The organism is Ensifer sp. ZNC0028 (genome assembly GCF_000799055.1).
GTDB lineage: Bacteria > Pseudomonadota > Alphaproteobacteria > Rhizobiales > Rhizobiaceae > Ensifer.
On record NZ_JTLA01000153.1, the window covers coordinates 1 to 19,312 of the forward strand.

The 19,312-nt window shown below is 63.1% G+C and carries 21 protein-coding genes; 13 read left to right on the top strand and 8 right to left on the bottom strand.

Annotation, left to right across the window (positions count from 1 at the left end; genetic code table 11):
- Both dapF and L981_RS30390 read right to left on the bottom strand, forming a co-directional pair.
- On the bottom strand, positions 1 to 713 hold a 713-nt coding region (gene dapF / locus L981_RS30385; protein WP_043625655.1), incomplete at its 3' end, for a diaminopimelate epimerase.
- A gap of 92 nt (positions 714 to 805) precedes the next feature.
- Positions 806 to 1,819 carry an MBL fold metallo-hydrolase gene (locus L981_RS30390; RefSeq protein WP_043625605.1) on the bottom strand — a complete coding sequence of 338 codons (1,014 nt, stop codon included), beginning with the start codon at positions 1,817 to 1,819 and terminating at the stop codon, positions 806 to 808.
- A 78-nt stretch (positions 1,820 to 1,897) separates the two neighbouring features.
- On the opposite strand from L981_RS30390, the gene L981_RS30395 reads away from it, so the two are divergent.
- The 6 genes from L981_RS30395 (at position 1,898) to trmD (ending at position 6,363) form a co-directional block, all read left to right on the top strand.
- A complete protein-coding gene (locus L981_RS30395) occupies positions 1,898 to 2,380 on the top strand; it encodes a MarR family winged helix-turn-helix transcriptional regulator (protein WP_043625608.1) in 483 nt (160 codons plus the stop codon).
- 255 nt (positions 2,381 to 2,635) lie between these two features.
- A complete protein-coding gene (ffh, locus tag L981_RS30400) occupies positions 2,636 to 4,201 on the top strand; it encodes a signal recognition particle protein (protein WP_034803123.1) in 1,566 nt (521 codons plus the stop codon).
- Positions 4,202 to 4,214: 13 nt separating this feature from the next.
- Positions 4,215 to 4,550 (top strand): chorismate mutase, encoded by a 336-nt coding sequence (locus L981_RS30405; RefSeq protein ID WP_043625611.1) that lies wholly within the window; start codon positions 4,215 to 4,217, stop codon positions 4,548 to 4,550.
- Positions 4,551 to 4,587: 37 nt separating this feature from the next.
- Positions 4,588 to 4,950, top strand: coding sequence for a 30S ribosomal protein S16 (rpsP, locus tag L981_RS30410; RefSeq protein WP_043625614.1), 363 nt, complete (start codon positions 4,588 to 4,590; stop codon positions 4,948 to 4,950).
- A gap of 145 nt (positions 4,951 to 5,095) precedes the next feature.
- Entirely contained in the window at positions 5,096 to 5,659 is a 564-nt protein-coding gene (rimM, locus tag L981_RS30415) for a ribosome maturation factor RimM (RefSeq protein WP_043625617.1), read from the top strand.
- An 11-nt stretch (positions 5,660 to 5,670) separates the two neighbouring features.
- Entirely contained in the window at positions 5,671 to 6,363 is a 693-nt protein-coding gene (gene trmD / locus L981_RS30420) for a tRNA (guanosine(37)-N1)-methyltransferase TrmD (protein ID WP_043625619.1), read from the top strand.
- On the opposite strand, the gene L981_RS30425 is transcribed toward trmD, so the two are convergent.
- Positions 6,345 to 7,091: a sulfite exporter TauE/SafE family protein gene (locus tag L981_RS30425; protein WP_043625622.1), complete on the bottom strand. Its 747-nt coding sequence runs from the start codon at positions 7,089 to 7,091 to the stop codon at positions 6,345 to 6,347. The genes trmD and L981_RS30425 overlap by 19 nt on opposite strands.
- A gap of 326 nt (positions 7,092 to 7,417) precedes the next feature.
- Between L981_RS30425 and rplS the strand changes: the two genes are divergently transcribed.
- The 5 genes from rplS (at position 7,418) to L981_RS30450 (ending at position 12,021) form a co-directional block, all read left to right on the top strand.
- Positions 7,418 to 7,936, top strand: a complete 519-nt coding sequence (gene rplS, locus L981_RS30430; RefSeq protein ID WP_043625625.1) for a 50S ribosomal protein L19 — start codon at positions 7,418 to 7,420, stop codon at positions 7,934 to 7,936.
- 125 nt (positions 7,937 to 8,061) lie between these two features.
- The gene (locus tag L981_RS30435; protein WP_043625628.1) at positions 8,062 to 8,871 is read left to right on the top strand and encodes a basic amino acid ABC transporter substrate-binding protein; all 810 of its coding nucleotides are present in this window, start codon (positions 8,062 to 8,064) and stop codon (positions 8,869 to 8,871) included.
- 9 nt (positions 8,872 to 8,880) lie between these two features.
- On the top strand, positions 8,881 to 9,702 hold the full coding sequence (locus tag L981_RS30440; RefSeq protein ID WP_043625631.1) for an amino acid ABC transporter permease: 822 nt from the start codon (positions 8,881 to 8,883) through the stop codon (positions 9,700 to 9,702).
- A 242-nt stretch (positions 9,703 to 9,944) separates the two neighbouring features.
- Complete coding sequence (gene leuC / locus L981_RS30445; protein ID WP_043625634.1) at positions 9,945 to 11,354, top strand: 3-isopropylmalate dehydratase large subunit; 1,410 nt, start codon at positions 9,945 to 9,947, stop codon at positions 11,352 to 11,354.
- Between the two features lie 130 nt (positions 11,355 to 11,484).
- A complete protein-coding gene (locus L981_RS30450) occupies positions 11,485 to 12,021 on the top strand; it encodes a histidine phosphatase family protein (protein WP_043625637.1) in 537 nt (178 codons plus the stop codon).
- Positions 12,022 to 12,039: 18 nt separating this feature from the next.
- Here L981_RS30450 and L981_RS30455 read toward each other — a convergent pair whose 3' ends face one another.
- Complete coding sequence (locus L981_RS30455) at positions 12,040 to 12,588, bottom strand: L,D-transpeptidase (protein ID WP_043625640.1); 549 nt, start codon at positions 12,586 to 12,588, stop codon at positions 12,040 to 12,042.
- Between the two features lie 143 nt (positions 12,589 to 12,731).
- Here L981_RS30455 and L981_RS30460 point away from each other — a divergent pair, with 143 nt between their 5' ends.
- Positions 12,732 to 13,415 carry a response regulator transcription factor gene (locus L981_RS30460; RefSeq protein ID WP_034802783.1) on the top strand — a complete coding sequence of 228 codons (684 nt, stop codon included), beginning with the start codon at positions 12,732 to 12,734 and terminating at the stop codon, positions 13,413 to 13,415.
- 119 nt (positions 13,416 to 13,534) lie between these two features.
- A complete protein-coding gene (locus L981_RS30465; protein ID WP_043625643.1) occupies positions 13,535 to 13,990 on the top strand; it encodes a cyclic nucleotide-binding domain-containing protein in 456 nt (151 codons plus the stop codon).
- 19 nt (positions 13,991 to 14,009) lie between these two features.
- Here L981_RS30465 and L981_RS30470 read toward each other — a convergent pair whose 3' ends face one another.
- The 4 genes from L981_RS30470 to L981_RS30485 all read right to left on the bottom strand — a co-directional run.
- A complete protein-coding gene (locus tag L981_RS30470) occupies positions 14,010 to 16,193 on the bottom strand; it encodes a TonB-dependent siderophore receptor (protein WP_043625646.1) in 2,184 nt (727 codons plus the stop codon).
- A 234-nt stretch (positions 16,194 to 16,427) separates the two neighbouring features.
- The gene (locus L981_RS30475; RefSeq protein ID WP_043625649.1) at positions 16,428 to 17,234 is read right to left on the bottom strand and encodes an exodeoxyribonuclease III; all 807 of its coding nucleotides are present in this window, start codon (positions 17,232 to 17,234) and stop codon (positions 16,428 to 16,430) included.
- Between the two features lie 182 nt (positions 17,235 to 17,416).
- The gene (locus L981_RS30480; protein ID WP_043625657.1) at positions 17,417 to 18,079 is read right to left on the bottom strand and encodes an outer membrane lipoprotein carrier protein LolA; all 663 of its coding nucleotides are present in this window, start codon (positions 18,077 to 18,079) and stop codon (positions 17,417 to 17,419) included.
- Between the two features lie 206 nt (positions 18,080 to 18,285).
- On the bottom strand, positions 18,286 to 19,312 hold a 1,027-nt coding region (locus L981_RS30485; RefSeq protein WP_043625653.1), incomplete at its 5' end, for a DNA translocase FtsK.

A 19,312-nucleotide genomic window follows, 5' to 3' on the forward strand; every position in this document is an offset into this window, starting at 1 on the left:
GTGCGCGCGGCGCTGACGGCTGCCGCGCAAGCCGCCGAGCCGCAGGCAAGCGTCAACCCGGCGCCGCGTTCCCAGGTGCGGGTGCGCAGCGACGAGGGCGAAAGCACCTGTGCCAGCGTGATGTTGGCGCGCTCGGGAAACATCGGGTGGTTTTCAAGCAGCGGGCCAAAACGATCGAGGTCGAAGGACATCGGGTCCCTGTCGACCCAGAAGACGGCGTGCGGATTGCCCATCGACATGGCCGAGGGCGAGTGCAGGACGGGATTGTCGATCGGTCCAATCTGCAGTTCGATGCGGCTCGTATCGGCAAATTCCTCGGCAAGCGGGATCTTGTCCCAGGCAAAGACCGGCTTGCCCATGTCGACCGAGATCGTGCCGTCTTCATGCTCCGTTGCATTCAGGATGCCGGCTATGGTCTGGAAGGTGAAGGCCTTCTTGCCGGTCTCGGCGGCCAGCGCCTGGACGACGCAGCGTGTGCCGTTGCCGCAGGCCTGGGCCATGGAGCCATCGCAATTGAGGATATCGATCCAGGCGTCCGTGCCTTGAGCCTTGGGGTCGTGGATCGCCATGATCTGGTCGAAGGCGGTTGCCGGATCGGCATTGAGCGCGATCGCAGCCGCCGGCGTCACCCGATCCTTCCGACCGCGCATGTCAACGACGAGGATCTTGTTTCCAAGCCCGTTCATCCTGGCAAATTGCACGTTGTCGGTCATGTCGCGATTGTCCAAACGGGCCCGCTCCGGGCGGGCCATCCTTCATTCGGCCTGTATATGGCTGAAAAGCCCGGAAAATACCAGTGCCGCCTTTATTTGGCTCCCTCGCCGCCGGCCGGTACATCGAAGATTTCGCCCGGGCGAAGCGGCCGGAAGCGGCTGCGGGCAATGCCGGCCGCATCCAGCGCCCGCTCCAGCGCCTGTCGCGGCTCCTCGACGCCCTCGTCGGTCAGGCGAAACGTACCCCAATGATGGCCGGCGACATGGGCGGCGGCACAGTCGAGCATGCCACGCACCGCTTCCTCCGGGTTCTGGTGCTGGTCCTGCATGAACCAGCGCGGCTCGTAGGCCCCGAAGGGCAGATTGGCGAGGCGGAAGGCGCCGTGTTTCTCGCGGGCGGCGCGATAGTTGATGCCGTCGTGAAAGCCGGTGTCGCCGACATGGTAGATCTTGCCGGCCGGCGTCTCCAGCACGAAGGCGGCCCACAGCGCCATGCGCCGGTCGCGCGAGCCGCGGGCCGACCAGTGATGGCAGGGCTCGGCATGCATGATGATGTCGTCGCCGCACTCCAGCCGGTCGCCCCAGTCGACGACGTCGATTTCTGCCTCGGGAACGGCGCGGCGGATGATCGTGTCGTTGCCGAGCGGGGTGATGATGCGGGGAGCATGTTCCTCGTGAAGGGCTGCCAGCGTCTCGACATCGAGGTGGTCGTAGTGATTGTGGGTGACGAGCACGATGTCGATCGGCGGCAGGTCGTCGAGTTCAATGCCGGGCGCGTTGCGGCGCTGCGGGCCGGCAAAGGCAAAAGGGCTGGCGCGATGCGACCAGACCGGGTCGGTCAGAATGTTGAGCCCATGCACCTGGATGAGCAGCGTCGCATGGCCGACCATCGTCACGCGCAGGCGCTCGCCTTCGACGCTCGCCTCGGGCTTCACTTGCGCAAACGGGCTCGGATTGTGTGCCGGCCAGCGGACCTTGCCGCCGCCGAACTGCCAGCGCAATAGGTCGGCGGCGCCTTTGGGCGGCTTGCCGCCGGGGTTGAAGAAGTGGGTGCCGTCGAAATGATCGGAGACGGGACCTTGGTAATAAGGATTGCGTGTCTTCATCCGGGCGGTTCGCCTTGGTTGAAAGGTCAAGGTTTAATAAATTCTTGAAGACAGCAACTGGATTGCTATCGTGTTTCCATGCTCGTTCGATTCGACCCGCAAGAACGTCTCTACAAGACCCTGAAGCTGGTCCGCTCCATCCATCTCAATATGCAGCGCTCGGCAGAACATATGCTCGATGGTGCCGGCATATCAGTGGCGGAGCGGGCGGTTCTCGAACTTTTTTATGAAACGCCGCTGACGGTGCCGGAAGCGGCGCGTCGCCTGTCGATGAAGCGGCAGTTCGTGCTTAGGGTCGTCAATGGGCTGACGGAGAAGGCGTTGCTGGAAAGACGGCCGAATCCGGAACACCGCCGCGCCTATATCTGCGCGCCGACGGCGGCCGGGCGCGACCTGTTCGAGGAGATCCATCGCCGCGAGGTGGAGTTGCTGCATGCCCTGCTCGGCGATATCAACCAGACCGAAGTGGTGGCCGCGCTTCGGGTGATGACGCGGGTGTCGACCGCCTTCGAGCATCTGGCCGGCGAACTGGACGAGGCCGACGAGGACGAGGCGCTCTGAGGCGAAAGTGCCTCATTTGCCTGCCGTCCTTGACTTTTGCCGCGCTTTCCTGTTTATCCGCGCCAATTCCTTCGCAAGCTCAAGTCTTCGAAGCCACCGACCGGGTCCCGTAAAGGTATAAAGAGAACCCGGAGGTCAACACCCGACAGCGCGTGGCGCCCTCGGGTGGTTTTTGGCTTTGCGCCTTGTTTTCTGCGCGAAGGAACCCACGTTTCCGGCGAGTTGATCGCCACCGGAAACCAGAAGGAAGTGAGAATGTTCGAGAGCCTCCAGGACCGCCTTGGTTCCATATTGAATGGACTGACCGGCCGCGGCGCATTGTCGGAAGCCGATGTTTCCGCTGCGCTCCGCGAGGTTCGCCGTGCGCTGCTCGAAGCCGACGTCGCGCTCGACGTCGTGCGCTCCTTCACCGAAAAGGTTCGTGAAAAGGCCGTCGGCGCCGAGATCCTGAAGTCGATCAAGCCCGGCCAGATGGTCGTCAAGATCGTCCATGACCAGCTCGTCGAGATGCTCGGCTCCGAGGGCGTCACCATCGACCTCAACGCGCCGGCGCCGGTCGTCATCATGATGGTCGGTCTGCAGGGCTCGGGTAAGACGACGACCACCGGCAAGATCGCCAGCCGGATGAAGACACGGGACAAGAAGAAGGTCCTGATGGCTTCGCTCGACACGCGTCGTCCGGCAGCCCAGGAACAGCTTCGCCAGCTCGGCGTACAGACCGGCGTCGACACGCTGCCTGTTATCGCCGGCCAGTCGCCGACCGATATCGCCGCGCGCGCCGTCCAGGCTGCCAAGCTCGGCGGTCATGACGTCGTTATCCTCGACACCGCCGGCCGTACCCATATCGACGAGCCGCTGATGATCGAGATGGCGGAGATCAAGCGGAAGTCCAATCCGCATGAAATCCTGCTCGTCGCCGACGCGCTGACCGGTCAGGACGCCGTCAACCTCGCCCGCAACTTCGACGAACGCGTCGGCATCACCGGCCTGGTGCTTACCCGTATGGACGGCGATGGCCGTGGCGGTGCGGCGCTGTCGATGCGCGCGGTCACCGGCAAGCCGATCAAGCTCATCGGTGTCGGCGAAAAGATGGGCGAACTCGAAGAGTTCCATCCCCGCCGCGTCGCCGACCGTATTCTCGGCATGGGCGACATCGTCTCGCTCGTCGAGAAGGCGGCCGAGAACATCGACGCCGAGAAGGCGGCCGCCATGGCCGCCAAGATGGCCAAGGGCAAGTTCGACCTGAACGACCTCGCCGACCAGCTCGGCCAGATGCAGAAGATGGGTGGCATGGGCGGTATCATGGGCCTGATGCCCGGCATGGCCGGCATGAAGGACAAGATGGCCGCCGCCGGCCTCGACGACAGCCTGTTCAAGCGCCAGCTCGCCATCATCTCGTCGATGACCAAGGCCGAGCGCGCCAACCCGGACCTGCTCAAGCATTCGCGCAAGAAGCGCATCGCCGCCGGTTCCGGCACCGATGCCGCCGACATCAACAAGCTTCTGAAGATGCACCGCCAGATGGCGGACATGATGAAGATGATGGGCGGCAAGGGCAAAGGCGGCATGATGAAGCAGATGATGGGCGGCCTTGCCAACAAGATGGGGCTGGGCGGCCTCGGTGGCGGCGGCATGCCCGATCTGTCGAAGCTCGACCCGAAGCAGCTCGAAGCCCTGCAGAAGCAGGCGGAAGCAGCCGGCCTCAAGCCCGGTGGCATGCCGGGCCTTGGCGGCGGCGGTCTGCCGGGTCTGGGCGGTGCCAAGCTTCCGGGCCTCGGTGGCGGTTTCCCCGGCCTTCCCGGCCTGCCGAAGAAGAAGTGAGGATCGGTGAGAGATGATTGATCCCGAAATCAAAAAGGAATTGGCGGGTTACCGGCAGTCGATCGACAACATCGATGCCGCACTCGTCCACATGCTGGCCGAACGCTTTCGCTGCACCCAGGCAGTCGGCGTTCTCAAGGCCAAGCATGATCTGCCGCCGGCCGACCCGGCGCGCGAAGAATACCAGATCGAACGCCTGCGCCGCCTGGCCAAGGATGCCAATCTGGATCCGGATTTCGCCGAGAAGTTCCTGAACTTCATCATCAAGGAAGTCATCCGGCATCATGAAGCCATCGCCGCCGATCGCTCGCATTCCGCGGGCAGCGCCGGCACAAACCATTCCGCTTGAACGAAGCGGTCAAGAAAGCCTGCAAGGAGTTACTCAAATGGCACTGAAAATTCGTCTCGCCCGTGGCGGTTCCAAGAAGCGTCCTTACTACCAGATCGTCGTTGCCGACGCACGCAGCCCGCGTGACGGCCGCTTCCTCGAGAAGATCGGCTCGTGGAACCCGATGCTCGGCAAGGACGACGAAAAGCGCGTCGAACTCGACGCCGAGCGCGTCAACCACTGGATCGCCCAGGGCGCCCAGCCGACCGACCGCGTTCTGCGCTTCCTCGACCAGGCTGGCCTCGCAAAGCGTCCGGCTCGCAGCAACCCGACCAAGGGCGTCCCGGGCAAGAAGGCCCAGGAGCGCGCTGCTGAAGCCAAGCAGAAGGCTGAAGACGCCGCTGCTGCTGCTGCTGAATAAGAGCCGACGAACGGTCTGGAGAGTGATCGGCGGACATCTGCCGATGCACCTTTCCGGCTGGCCGTGACTTAAGGAAACGGGTGGCATTTCCATGCCGCCCGTTTTCCGTTATGTGCACCGAGATATACCGAAACGGACGTGGACGATGAGCAAACTCGAAAACCCGGTTCTGATGGCGACGATCGGCGCGGCGCAGGGCCTGCGCGGCGAGGTCAGGGTCAAGTCCTTTACCGATGATCCGACCGCGCTCGGAGAGTATGGCAATCTTCACAGCGCCGACGGCCGTGTGTTCGAGGTGTTGGAAATCCGCGAGGCGAAGAACGTCGTTATCGTGCGTTTTCGCGGCGTCAACGATCGAAACGCTGCCGAGGCGCTTAACGGCCTCGACCTGTTCATCGAGCGCGACAACCTGCACGATGACGATCTCGACGAGGACGAGTTCTTCTATGCCGATCTCGAAGGTCTGGAAGCGATCGACGGCAATGGCACGAGCTACGGCAAGGTCAGCGGCGTCTTCGATTTCGGCGCCGGCGACCTGCTCGAGCTGAAGGGGCCGGGCCGACGTCCGGTGCTGATCCCCTTTACCGAATGGTCGGTGTTGGAGATCGACCTGGAAGCCGGGCGTCTGCTGGTCGATCCGGTGGCCGCCGGACTTTCGGACGACAAGGACCAGGATCCGGGCAGCCCGTTTTCCGCAAAGCGCAAGTGAGCACTGCGGCAATGACGTTTCGTGCCACCATCCTGACGCTCTATCCTGAAATGTTTCCGGGCCATCTCGGCGCCTCGCTTTCCGGCAAGGCGCTGGAGCGTGGCCAATGGTCGATCGAGCCGGTGCAGATCCGCGATTTCGCCGAGGACAAACACCGCACCGTCGACGACACGCCGGCCGGCGGTGGCGCCGGCATGGTGCTCAAAGCCGATGTGCTCGCGCGCGCGATTGATCGCGTGTCGGAGAATGACGACCGGCCGCGATTGCTGATGAGCCCGCGTGGCCGACCGCTGACACAGGCGCGAGTGCGTGAACTCGCCGCCGGCCCCGGCGTTGTCATCGTCTGCGGCCGCTTCGAAGGCGTCGACCAGCGGGTGATCGATGCCCGCGGCCTCGAGGAAGTTTCCATAGGCGACTATATTCTTTCGGGCGGCGAGCCGGCGGCTCTGACGGTGCTCGATGCTGTTGTGCGCATCCTGCCGGGTGTCATGGGCAACGAGCTTTCCGGCGTCCACGAAAGCTTCGAAGGCGGGTTGCTGGAGCACCCGCATTATACCCGCCCGCAGGTCTTCGAAGGCCGAGAAATCCCGGCGGTGCTGACCTCGGGCAATCACGGCGCCATTGCCAAATGGCGTGAAGCGGAGGCGCGTCGGCTGACCGCCGAGCGACGGCCCGATCTTCTTGATCAGCCCGTGAAGAAATAATAGGCGGCAAGCAGCAGCCCGACGGCGACGACCAGCGCGCGGATGACCGCCTGCGGCACGCGTCTTGCGGCCCAGACGCCGCTATAGCCGCCAAGGGCGGCTCCCGGCACCATGATCGCCGCATGCAGCCAGGAGACGACCCCACCGGCGGCAAAGACGATGATGGCAATCGCGGCAATCACGATCGAGATGAAGTTCTTGAGCGCATTCAGCCGGTGATAGCCACCGCCGGTCGCGAGCCCCAGCACCGCCAGCATCATGATGCCCATGCCGGCGCCGAAGAAGCCGCCATAGATGGAGGTGACGAACTGGGCGCCGATACCGACCGGATTGATCGCATGCTCGTCGAGGCGGGCTTTGGGTTTCAGGAGCGGTCCGGCAGCGAAGATCGCCGTTGCCGCCAGCAGCAGCCAGGGCACAAGCGCGCGGAAGGAGGCGTTGGAGAGCGAGATGAGCAACAGCGCACCGGCAAGACCGCCGATTGCCGAGATCACCCCGAGCAGGATCGCATAGCGTTTGTCGGCACGGATCTCCTTGGCATAGGCAAACGCCGAGGTGATATAGCCCGGGAACTGGATGATCGACGAGGTCGCGTTGGCGACGATCGGCGAGAGCCCGCCAAGCGTCATCGCCCCGAAGCTCAGGAACGTGCCACCGCCGGCGATGGCATTGACGACGCCGGACAGGAAGCCGGCCGCAAACAGCATGAGTATTTCGAAGATGTTCATGGTCTCCCCCGACCCCTCATGCTCGGGATAGCCGGTGGTTGTGACGGCCGCAAGTCCGTTGCATCGGACAATCGCACCGGGTGTGTTTGCGCATTTTCTGATAAATTCGGCTTTCCAGGCGCGGATGCCTTAGAAATTACGGCCTTCAGGGATGACAAGGCAGTGTGATTGGTGTAAGTGCCGCCCCGGTTCGGGTTTCATGCCCGTCGACCAAAACAAAGAATGGCGAATCCGCTCCTGCCGTAACTGGCAAGACCTGAAGGCTGGCCCGACAGGTTCATCGAGAGCGCTCTGGCTGTTTCAGAAGAACTTGAAAGGTTAGACCGATGAACATCATCCAGCAGCTGGAAGCCGAACAGGCCGCCAAGATTGCCGCCAAGCGCACGCTCCCGGAATTCTCCGCAGGCGACACGCTGCGCGTCAACGTCCGCGTTGTCGAAGGCAACCGTACCCGCGTCCAGGCCTATGAAGGCGTTTGCATCGCTCGTTCGGGCGGCGGCATCAACGAAAGCTTCACCGTTCGCAAGATCTCCTACGGCGAAGGCGTCGAGCGCGTATTCCCGGTTTACTCCCCGCTCGTCGAGAGCGTCGAAGTGGTTCGCCGCGGTAAGGTCCGTCGCGCCAAGCTCTACTACCTGCGCGACCGTCGCGGTAAGTCGGCTCGTATCGTCGAGAACACCGGCACGCGCGCCCGCAAGCTGAACGAAGCCGAGCGTCAGGCGATTGCCGAAGAAAAGGCACGCATCGAGGCTGAAAAGGTTGCAGCAGCTCAGGCGCTCGCCGCCGAGAAGGCAGCAGCCGAAGCCGCCGAAGCAAAGGCAGCAGCGGAAGCCGCAGCAGAATAAGTTTTCAATCCTTTCGGATTGTTGGAAAGGCGGCCTCGGCCGCCTTTCTTTTTTGGTACTATCCGCTTGTCTTTCCGATGGAATTTGTGACATTTTCCGCTGCCACAATTTTCGGGAGCCCTCCAATGACAATCCGTCGCCATGTGCTTGCGGGCATCGCAGCCGCACTTGCCGTACCTTTCGCATTTTCTGCACCGGCTGTTGCCAGCGACCTGCCGGACCTCGGCGGCAAGACGGTTGTCGTCGTCACGGAGAACGCCTACCCGCCGCTGCAGTTCGTCGATCCGAAGTCGGGCGAAGCCAAGGGCTGGGAATACGACGCGATGAACGAGATCGCCAAGCGGTTGAATTTCAAGGTCGAATACCAGAACACCAGCTGGGACGCGATGATCCAGGCGGTGCATGACGGCCAGTACCAGATCGGCATGACCGGCATCACCATCAAGGACGACCGCAAGGAAAAGGTCGACTTCTCGGATCCCTATATGCGTTCGCAGCAGTTCATGCTGGTGCGCAGCGACGAGACCCGCTTCAACGATGGTAAGAGCTTCGGCGCCTTTGCCGACGGCCTCGTCGGCGCGCAGCCGGGCACCTCGCCGTTCTACACCGCGGTCTACGAAATGCTTGACGGCAACGAGCAGAACCCGCGCATCAAGCTGTTCGAGACCTTCGGCGCGACCGTTCAGGCTCTGAAGGCCGGCGACGTCGATGTGGTCCTGACCGACAGCGTTGCTGCCAAGGGCTATGTCGATTCCTCCGAAGGCAAGCTCAAGGTCGTCGGTGGGCCGCTCGGCACCGAGGATTTCGGCTTCATCTTCCCGAAGGGCTCGGATCTCGTTGCTCCGGTCAACGCCGCGATCAAGGCGCTGAAGGAAGACGGTACCTTCGACGCCCTCGATAAAAAGTGGTTCCTCGAATACAAGATGGGCGGCTGATAGCAGGCTATGGCCGCTCCACAATCTTCAGGCATATCCGGTAAGGGCGACTATCCCTGGTGGTTGGTCGCCCTTGTTGTGATCGCAGTGGCGCTCGCCGCCGTGATCATCAGCAATGACATCTTCTCGGAAGTCTTCACCGTCGTCTTCAAGGGCCTTGGCGTCACCGTCTTCGTGACCCTCATGGGTTTCGTGTTGGCGACGACGCTCGGCCTCGGCATCGCGCTGATGGCGCTCTCAGAGCATTCGTCGCTTCGGCAGATCGCCTGCTTCTATACGGAAGTCATCCGCGGCGTGCCGATCCTGGTGCTTCTGTTCTACATCGCCTTCGTCGGTGCGCCGGGGCTCGTCGTCGCGGCCAATTTCATCCTGGCTCCGTTGATCAGCGCCGGCTGGATGGAGCCGGTCGTGGTACGCGACATCTCCTTGATGTGGCGGGCGATCCTGGCGCTGATGATCGGCTATTCCGCCTTCATCGCCGAAGTGTTCCGTGCCGGCATCCTCTCGGTCGACAAGGGGCAGGTCGAAGCCGCCAAGGCGCTTGGGCTTTCACGCTACCAGCGCTTTCGCCTGGTCATCTTTCCGCAGGCAATCCGCGTGATTCTGCCGCCGCTCGGCAACGACTTTATCGCCATGGTCAAGGACTCGTCGCTCGTCTCGGTGCTCGGCGTTGCCGACATCACGCAGATGGGCAAGGTCTATGCCTCCGGCTCCTTTCGCTTCTTCGAGACCTATTCGATCGTTGCCTATGTCTATCTCGTGCTGACCATCGGTCTGTCGCTGGGATTGCGGGGGCTGGAGCGGCGGCTCAGGCGCGCGGAGCAGCGCTGAGTCCGTTTCCAGCAATTGCCGACCTGTCAGAAAATTGATATGAACACGGCCATGGAATCCAAATTCGGATGTAGCGAGCAGAAAATCGTCGTGCTGCAGGACCACAAGCGCCTGCCGGCACGCTTCTTTGCGCGCGTCCACGGGGCGCTTACAAGCCGCCTATCCTGATCTCCTGATCAGTGCTTCCGGCCGCCTTGCCGCCGGCTTTCCTACTTTTTTGAAAACTCGATGGATATACTGCCATGAGCGCACCGCGTACCCTCTATGACAAGATCTGGGACGATCACCTGGTCAACGAACAGGACGACGGCACCTGTCTTCTCTACATCGACCGTCACCTCGTTCACGAAGTGACGAGTCCGCAGGCCTTCGAAGGTCTGCGCATGGCCGGCCGCCAGGTCCGCGCGCCGGAAAAGACGCTCGCTGTCGTCGACCATAACGTTCCGACCTCGGCCGACCGCCACCTCGGCATCAAGAACGAGGAAAGCCGCATCCAGGTCGAGGCGCTCGCCAGGAACGCTGCCGACTTCGGCGTCGAGTACTACTCGGAAAACGACAAGCGCCAGGGCATCGTGCACATCGTCGGCCCGGAGCAGGGCTTCACCCTGCCGGGCATGACGATCGTCTGCGGCGACAGCCACACCTCGACGCACGGCGCCTTCGGTTCGCTGGCCCACGGCATCGGCACGTCGGAAGTCGAGCACGTGCTCGCCACCCAGACGCTGATCCAGAAGAAGGCGAAGAACATGCTGGTGCGCGTCGACGGCCAGCTGCCGCCAGGCGTTACCGCCAAGGACATCATTCTCGCCATCATCGGCGAGATCGGCACTGCCGGCGGCACCGGCCACGTCATCGAATTTGCCGGCGAAGCCATCCGCTCGCTGTCGATGGAAGGCCGCATGACCATCTGCAACATGACGATCGAAGGTGGCGCCCGCGCCGGCCTGATCGCGCCTGACGAAACGACGTTCGACTACATCAAGGACAAGCCGCGCGCTCCGAAGGGCAAGGCCTGGGACATGGCGCTCGACTACTGGAAGACGCTGCACACGGACGAGGGCGCGCACTACGATCGCGTCGTCGTGCTCGATGCCGCCAACCTGCCGCCGATCGTCTCCTGGGGCTCGTCGCCGGAAGACGTCATCTCGGTTCAGGGCATCGTTCCCAATCCGGACGAGATCCAGGAAGAGAACAAGCGGGCCTCCAAGTGGCGCGCGCTCGACTATATGGGCCTGAAGCCGGGCACGAAGATCACCGACATCGCCGTCGACCGCGTCTTCATCGGGTCGTGCACCAACGGCCGAATCGAGGACCTCCGGGCCGTGGCCGAGGTCGTCGAAGGCCGCAAGGTCGCCTCGACCGTTTCGGCGATGATCGTTCCGGGCTCCGGCCTCGTGAAGGAACAGGCCGAGGCCGAAGGTCTCGACAAGATCTTCAAGGAAGCCGGTTTCGACTGGCGCGAGCCGGGCTGCTCCATGTGCCTGGCGATGAACGACGACCGGCTGAAGCCGGGCGAGCGCTGCGCCTCCACCTCGAACCGCAACTTCGAAGGCCGTCAGGGCTTCAAGGGTCGCACGCATCTGGTCTCGCCGGCCATGGCGGCAGCGGCTGCGGTCGCCGGTCATTTCGTCGATATCCGCGAATGGAAATAAGCTGGACTTGAGCTTGTCCGGCGTTGATGGCCGCCCTTCGGGGCGGCCTTTTTTATTTGGCGCTCTTCCCACCCGTGCGCCGGAAATGCGCTAAGCTATCTGGCGGAGGCACCTTGGGGAGAACGATGGGATGAGCGACGATCTGCCTGTTCAACGCTACCGTCTGCTGCTGTTGCGCCATGCCAAGTCCGCTTGGCCGGATGGCGTCGCCGACATCAACCGGCCGCTCGGCGAGCGCGGCCGCAAGGCGGCGCCACTGATGGGGGGCTACATGGCGCGGCATGCGCTCGTGCCGGATCTCGCCCTCGTCTCGACGGCGAAACGGGCGCAGGAGACCTGGAAGCTGGTATCTGCCGCCCTCCCGCCCGGCATCGCGGTCGAAAACACCCGGGCGATCTACGAGGTGGACGCCGCCCAGATCCTCAGTGTCCTGCGCGCAACCGACCCGGCCATCAGGACGCTGCTGATCGTCGGCCACAATCCCGGCATGGAGGACCTGGCGCACGAGCTCGTCGGCTCCGGCGATGCGGATCTGCGCATGCGCATGGCGGACAAGTTTCCAACGGCCGCCCTTGCCGTCCTTGAATTCGAAGCTGCGGGTTGGCGCGAACTTTTGTCCGGCGGCGCCACGCTCGCGCGCTTCGTGACGCCGCGTTCGCTCGATTGAGCCGACCGGACGTCGAGGTCAGATTACCTTCACGACGGTGCCGCGGCGCATATGCGGGATCAGCCGGCGCATCGCCGGCAGGCTGACGGCGACGCAGCCCTGCGTCGGCTCGTAGCCCGGCCGGATCAGGTGGAAGAAGATCGCCGAACCGGCATTTCGCCGGCGCGCGAGAAGGTTCCAGTCCATCACCAGGCAGATGTCGTAGAGCCCGTCGTCACGCATCATCTCCTCATGGCTCGGCTGGAAGGGCGCGTTGACCGGGCGATTGTAGAGCGCGTGGCGCGCCGCGTCGCACCACAGCATGCCCGTGCGCGTCGTCCGGGTTGGCAGCGGCGTCGGCGGCAGGAGGAGCCGGTCGCGCCTGACATAGCCGCCGATCAGCTTCATCGCCGCGCGTGGCGTAGCGCCGTCGCCCTCGCGCTTCAGGCTGGTGATGCCGCTTCGCCCGATGGCGGCGTGCTCGACGCGGCCGTCGAACGAAACGAGCGCCCGCTTGCGATCGCGCGGTGCGGCGCGCACGGTGATGACGGATTTGGCTGGTCTTCTTCCCGACGTTTTCTTGCGCATCATTCTCACGGATTTTTGCTTTGCCCGTGATTTGGGGGGCACCATAAGCACGGTTACGGATATAAAGAGGTAGCAACGCTGGTTCGCTTGCCAACACAGGCATTTGAGCTAGTTTGAAAACGGAAGCAAACAGGAATTGTCCCATGGCGACCCGTACCATTCTTCTTGTCGATGACGACAATGACCTGCGCGAGACCCTGGTCGAGCAGCTCTCGCTCTACGAGGAATTCGACCTCATCCAGGAAGCGACTGCCGGCAAGGGCATCCAGACGGCGCGTGCCCAGCAGGTGGACCTGTTGATCATGGATGTCGGCCTGCCGGACATGGACGGCCGCGAGGCAGTGAAGCTGCTGCGCAAGGGCGGCTTCAAGGCGCCGATCATCATGCTCACCGGCCACGATACCGATTCCGATACGATCCTCGGGCTTGAGGCCGGTGCCAACGATTATGTGACGAAGCCATTCCGTTTCGCCGTGCTGCTCGCCCGCATCCGCGCGCAGCTGCGCCAGCACGAGCAAAGCGAGGACGCGACCTTCAGCGTTGGGCCCTATACGTTCAAGCCCAGCCAGAAGCTGCTGACGCTCGAAAACGGCCAGAAGATCCGGCTGACCGAGAAGGAAGCGGCGATCATCCGCTATCTCTACCGCGCCGACCAGAAGGTGGTCACGCGCGACGTGCTCTTGGAAGAGGTCTGGGGCTACAATTCCGGTGTGACCACCCATACGCTCGAAACCCACGTCTATCGTCTGCGCCAGAAAATCGAGCGGGACCCTTCCAATGCCGAGATTTTGGTGACAGAGAACGGCGGCTACAAGATCGTTCCGTAGCCGGGGTGCGCAGGGTGGCAATCCACTTCTGGCGCGTTCTCCGTAGACTGCTGTTTGCATGGGTTGCGTGCGCGATCCGGTCTAGGCCGGCACCAACGTGACCGTGGGAGGTTAGCCGCTTGGCGCTCAACGACGATATCGTGCTTCTGTCCAACGTGCCGCTGTTTGCCGATATCAGCGAGGACAAGCTGAGGCTGATCGCCTTCGGCGCGGAACGACGCCGCATCTTCAAGGGACAGGAGCTGTTTCGAGAGGGCGCGCCGGCCGATTGCGCCTATGCGATCGCCAGCGGCAGCCTGTCTCTGTCGAAGGTCGGCGTCGACGGTGCCGAGACGGCGGTCTCGACGGTCAGCCGCGGGGCGCTTCTGTCGGAGCTGGCGCTGATCTCTATGGTCGAGCGCAAGTTCACGGCGACGGCCGAGGAAGACAGCGAAGTCATTCGCATCAATCGGCCGCTCTTCCGCCGCATGCTGGAGGAATATCCCGAAGTGGCCGAGCTCGTCGAAGCGCGTATCCGCGAAAACCTGCAGGCGATGATCCGCCGGGCCGGCGCGCTCGCCGGCCGTTTTGCTTGAATCGCGCTCCGGTTCCCCGTTACCACCGATACTTCAGCGAACCGAGCACCGTGCGACCCTGGCCGAAATAGCAATAGCCATCGGTGCAGACCTCTTCGCGGCGGTCGCCGAGATTGGTGGCGCTGACGGCGAGCGACAATCCGTCGAGTTCGGGGTTGTTGACGCCGAAGTCATAGGCGATCGAGGCGTCGAAGTAGACGGCGCCACCGTTCTTGGCGGTGTTGGCATCGGATGTGTAGGAGCTTGACGCCAGCCGTACGCCGCCGCCGAGGCTCAGGCCCGCAAGCTGTGTGTCTTCGGGCAGGAGATAGTTCACCCACAGCGATGCGACATGGCGCGGCTTCGTCGATGGCAGGTTGCCGATCAGCGACGGATCGACGTTTCCGGTGATTTCGGCGTCGTTATAGTTATAGGCGGCGATGAAGCTCAGGCCGTTGTCAAACTCCCGGCGCCCTTCCACCTCGAAACCGTTGGTCGTCACCTCGCCGGCCGACTTGTAGTAGTAGCCGACGGGAAGGGACGGGTCGGACACATATTGCGGCGCGCCGCTTTCGACGATCCGGTAATAGGCCGCGCTCAGCGAATAGGCCTCGCCTTCCGGCTGGTACTTCACGCCCAGTTCGACCTGCTCGCCGGTCGTCGGATCGAGCACGCGGCCGTCGGCTGAAAGCTCGGTACGCGGCACGAAGGAGGTGCTGTAGCTGGCATAGGGCGCAATGCCGTTGTCGAAGAGGTAGAGCAGGCCCGCCTGTCCGGTGAGTTCGCCATCGTCCTTGCGATCGACAGCGCCGGTGTTCTTGTCGGTGCTGGTCTGGTCGATCCAGTCGTAGCGAAGACCGCCGACGGCGCGCCAGTTGCCGAATTCCAGCTGATCCTGGACATAGATGCCGGTCTGACGCAGATCCCGCCCGCTGAAGCTGGTCAGGGCTGGCGTCGGACCGCCGACGCCGAAGGTCGGGTTGTTGAGATCGAAGCGATAGGCCGGATCGACGGCGCCGAAGCCGAGGCCGAAGTCGGAGGTGATCCAGGTGTAATCGAGGCCGGTCAGCAGTGTGTGCGAGACCGCACCGGTGTCGAAGGCGGCTTCGAGCTGGTTGTCGATCTGGTAGGCGCGCTGGTCGTCCTTGATGGCGACGGGCGAACGGTCGAACACGCCGGGCGCCACCTCTGTCCCGAATTGTAGGTAACGGGCCTTCAAATCCAGATCGCTGACGCGGCCGTGCTGGCGAAAGGTCAGGCCGTTGTCGAATTCGTGCTCGAACTTGTAACCCATCTGGACCTGGCCGACCTTCTGGTAGTCGTAGTCCGGGTCACTGTAGCGCAGCAACCGGCCGTCATGCTCGAGCACGCGCGGGCTGGCGTCGCTTTCGCCCTTCTGCCCGAGGCCGTAGACGGTCAGCGACGTGCCTTCGTCCGGCTTCCAGGTGAAGGAGGGCTGCAGCAGGTAACGGTCGTCGGCAACATCGTAATTGGTCTCGCCGTTTCGCAGAAGCCCGACGATGCGGTAGAGGACGTCGCCCTCGGCCGTTACCGGCCCACCGACATCGAAGGCGGCCTGGGCGCGGCCGATCGTGCCGTATTGCAGCTCGACCTCGCGGTGGGTCTCCTCTTCAGGCATCTTCGAGATGCGGTTGACGATACCACCGACGCCGGCAGCACCATACATGACCGAGACCGGACCTTTCAGGATCTCGATCCGTTCGAGGCCGTAGACCTCCGTCGGGAAGGTGCCGTAATTCATGTAGGGCTGGCGCAGGCCGTCACGGAAATCGCCGGTCGTCGTCGTCTCGAAACCGCGGATATAGATCTGGTCGAAGCGCGGATCGAAGCCGAAAGCGCCGGTGGTGACGCCGGCGGCATAGCGCGTTGCCTGGATCATGTCCTGCACGCCGCGCTCTTCAAGCTCCTTGCGCGTGACGACCGAGACGGAGCGGGGCGTTTCGATCAGCGGCGTGTCGGTCTTCAGCGCCGAGACGTTGCGTGTCGGCACGATCGTGTCGTTGTCCTCGGCGATCGTCGCAGCCGCCTTGCCGGCCGTCGCTTCGATCTTTTCCAGCCGGGTGGTCTTCTGGCTTTCGGCCGATTGCGCATGGGTCGCTGTCGGCGAAAGGATCACGGCGACGACGCCTGCGGTCAGAACTGTGGTTGCGGAGAGCGTGCGGCGCGAGGCGCGCAGGAAGGTGATCGGCAAGGTCTTCGACATGTCTGGCCCTCTTGCGGGCGCACGAAAACCTTCCGGCAAAAGCCAGAGCAAAGCACCCGAATATCATTGAAAATGGCAGCCAAGTGGCTGCCGGAGGCGGTGTCCCCGCCGCCCGACAAGAGGGATAGTCCGTTTGGAAATGCGCATCAAGAAAAATATGATTCTTTTAGTCATGTTTTTCTTTATGGAGCGGTGGCCGCCGGAGGCGCGTGCCGCCGCCCGGAAAATGATGTCCTAGATGTCGAAGTGCGCGATGACGGGCACGTGGTCGGAGGGGCGCTCCCAGCCGCGGGCTTCGCGCAGGATATCGACGTTCTTGAGCGCCGGTGCGAGGTCGGCGGACGACCAGATATGGTCGAGCCGGCGGCCACGGTCGGCAGCTTCCCAGTCCTTCGCCCGGTAGCTCCACCAGGTGTAGAGCTTGGTTGGGGATGGCGCGTGCTGGCGCATCAGGTCGACCCAGCCGCCGCCGTTCATGACCGTGGTCAGGCCTTCGGTCTCGATCGGCGTATGGCTGACGATCTTCAGGAGCTGCTTGTGCGACCAGACGTCGTGTTCCAGCGGCGCGATATTGAGGTCACCGACGAGGATCGAGGAAATGCCGGCTTCGGCTTCCGCGTGCAGCAGCTTCATCTCCTCGACGAAATCGAGCTTGTGGCCGAATTTCGGGTTGATGCTGCGATCCGGCTCGTCGCCGCCGGCCGGCACGTAGAAATTATGCAGCCGGATCTTCTTGCCGCCGGCCTCGAAGACGACCGAGAGGTGGCGGGCGTCGCCGACACCGCAATAGTCGCGCCGGTCGCTAAGCTCATGCAGCGGCAGGCGCGAGATCGTCGCCACGCCGTGATAGCCCTTCTGGCCGTGCATCTCGATATGATTGTAGCCGAGCGCCTTCAAAGGCTTGGACGGAAACTGGTCGTTCGGGCACTTGGTTTCCTGCAGGCAGAGAATGTCCGGCTGCCAGGTCTTCAAGAGATGCTCGACGAGCGGCATGCGCAGGCGAACGGAATTGATGTTCCATGTGGCGACGGAAAGGGCCATGCGTATTCCCTGATCGGCTGGAGCCTGGTCTTCGCGACGGGAAGCCGGCTTGAGATGGATGTCTGTCCGAGCTTTAAGCAGGTCCGGAGCGCCGGGACAAGGAAGCCGGCAGGCGGAACCCATGAAAAAAGGCCGCACCGGAGAGGGCGGCCTTATTGCGAAAGTGGCAGCGAACGAAAGGCTCAGCCGCCCTTCTTGTTGCGGACCTCGTCATAGGGGATCTGGAAGACCTTGTCGTCCAGCGCCATGCCGGTCTGGACGTTGAAGATCATCACCGAGGTGTCCTTCTTCTGGGCGTCGGTGATTGTCCACTGGCGCAGGTCGTAGGTCTTCGGGTCGAACATCATGGTGATGGTCGAATCGCCGAAGATCGAGCGGTCGCCGAGCACGATGGTGATGAGGTCGGACTCTTCCTTGACGCCACGCACCATCTTGCCGGTCAGGTCGATCCGCTCGCTCAGCAGCAGATTGAGCGGTGTCTTCGACAGCGGATAGATGTCCCAGGTCTTGAGCTTCATGTTGCCGATGACGACGGACTTGCCGTCGGCGATGACGCGCATCGGCGAGGGGGCCTCATAGTTGAAGCGGATGCGGCCGGGGCGGCGGATATAGAACTTGCCGCCGGTTTGCTCGCCGCGCGGGCCAAACTGCACGAATTCGCCGGCCATGGTCTTCACCGAGGAAAAATGGTCGGCGATCTTCTGGGCAGCGCTCGGGGCCTGCGCGAAGGCCTGGCCGAGGTTGAGACCGGTGCCGCCGATGCCGCCAAGTGCCGCGAGCCCGCACACGAAGAGGCGGCGCGACATCACCGGGTGGTTGCGCTCGCCAGTCTTAGTCTCTGTCATCTCGGTCTCCTTCATTTACGAATCATCTGGAGCGCAAGTGCGGCGCCTTCAAGGCGCCATTTTCGAGCTTTTTCGCTCGCGCTCTCACATGACTGTTACCGGTTTGGCCGTTTGTGTGGGGCCTTTGCCCTCGTCCGCTGGGCGTCTTTTCTTTCAATGCCTTCGCTTGACGCGAATCTGCTGGAATCGCCTTGCCGTCCGCTGGTTTACTCTTCGGTCGGAACGAGGATCTCGCGCTTGCCGGCGTGGTTCGCCGGGCCGATGATGCCTTCCTGCTCCATGCGCTCGATCAGCGATGCGGCACGATTGTAACCGATTCCGAGGCGACGCTGCACGTAGGACGTGGAGGCCTTGCCGTCGCGCAGAACGACGGCGACCGCCTGGTCGTAGGGATCGTCGGAATCGGCGAGATTGGAGGTGCCGGCGGGGCCGCCGCCCTCGCCATCCTCGTCGTCATCCTCGGTGATGGCATCGAGATATTGCGGCACGCCTTGCGTCTTCAGATAGGCGACAACCTCCTCGACCTCGGTGTCGGAGACGAAGGGGCCGTGGACGCGCTGGATGCGGCCGCCACCCGCCATGTAGAGCATGTCGCCCATGCCGAGCAGCTGTTCGGCGCCCTGTTCGCCAAGGATGGTACGGCTGTCGATCTTCGAGGTCACCTGGAACGAGATGCGCGTCGGGAAGTTCGCCTTGATCGTGCCGGTGATGACGTCGACCGAGGGGCGCTGGGTCGCCATGATGACGTGGATGCCGGCGGCGCGGGCCATCTGCGCGAGCCGCTGCACGGCGCCTTCGATGTCCTTGCCGGCGACCATCATCAGGTCGGCCATTTCGTCGATGATGACGACGATGTAGGGCATCGGCGCCAGATCGAATTCTTCCGTCTCGTACATGGCTTCGCCGGTCTGGCGGTCGAAGCCTGTCTGCACCGTGCGGGTGATCTGTTCGCCCTTGGCAAGCGCCTGCTCGACGCGGCTGTTGAAGCCGTCGATGTTGCGCACGCCGATCTTCGACATCTTCTTGTAGCGCTCTTCCATCTCGCGCACCGTCCACTTCAGTGCGACGACCGCCTTCTTGGGGTCGGTCACGACAGGCGAAAGCAGGTGCGGGATGCCGTCATAGACGGAGAGTTCGAGCATCTTCGGGTCGATCATGATGAGGCGGCACTGATCCGGGCTCAGCCGATAGAGCAGCGACAGGATCATGGTGTTGATCGCGACCGACTTGCCC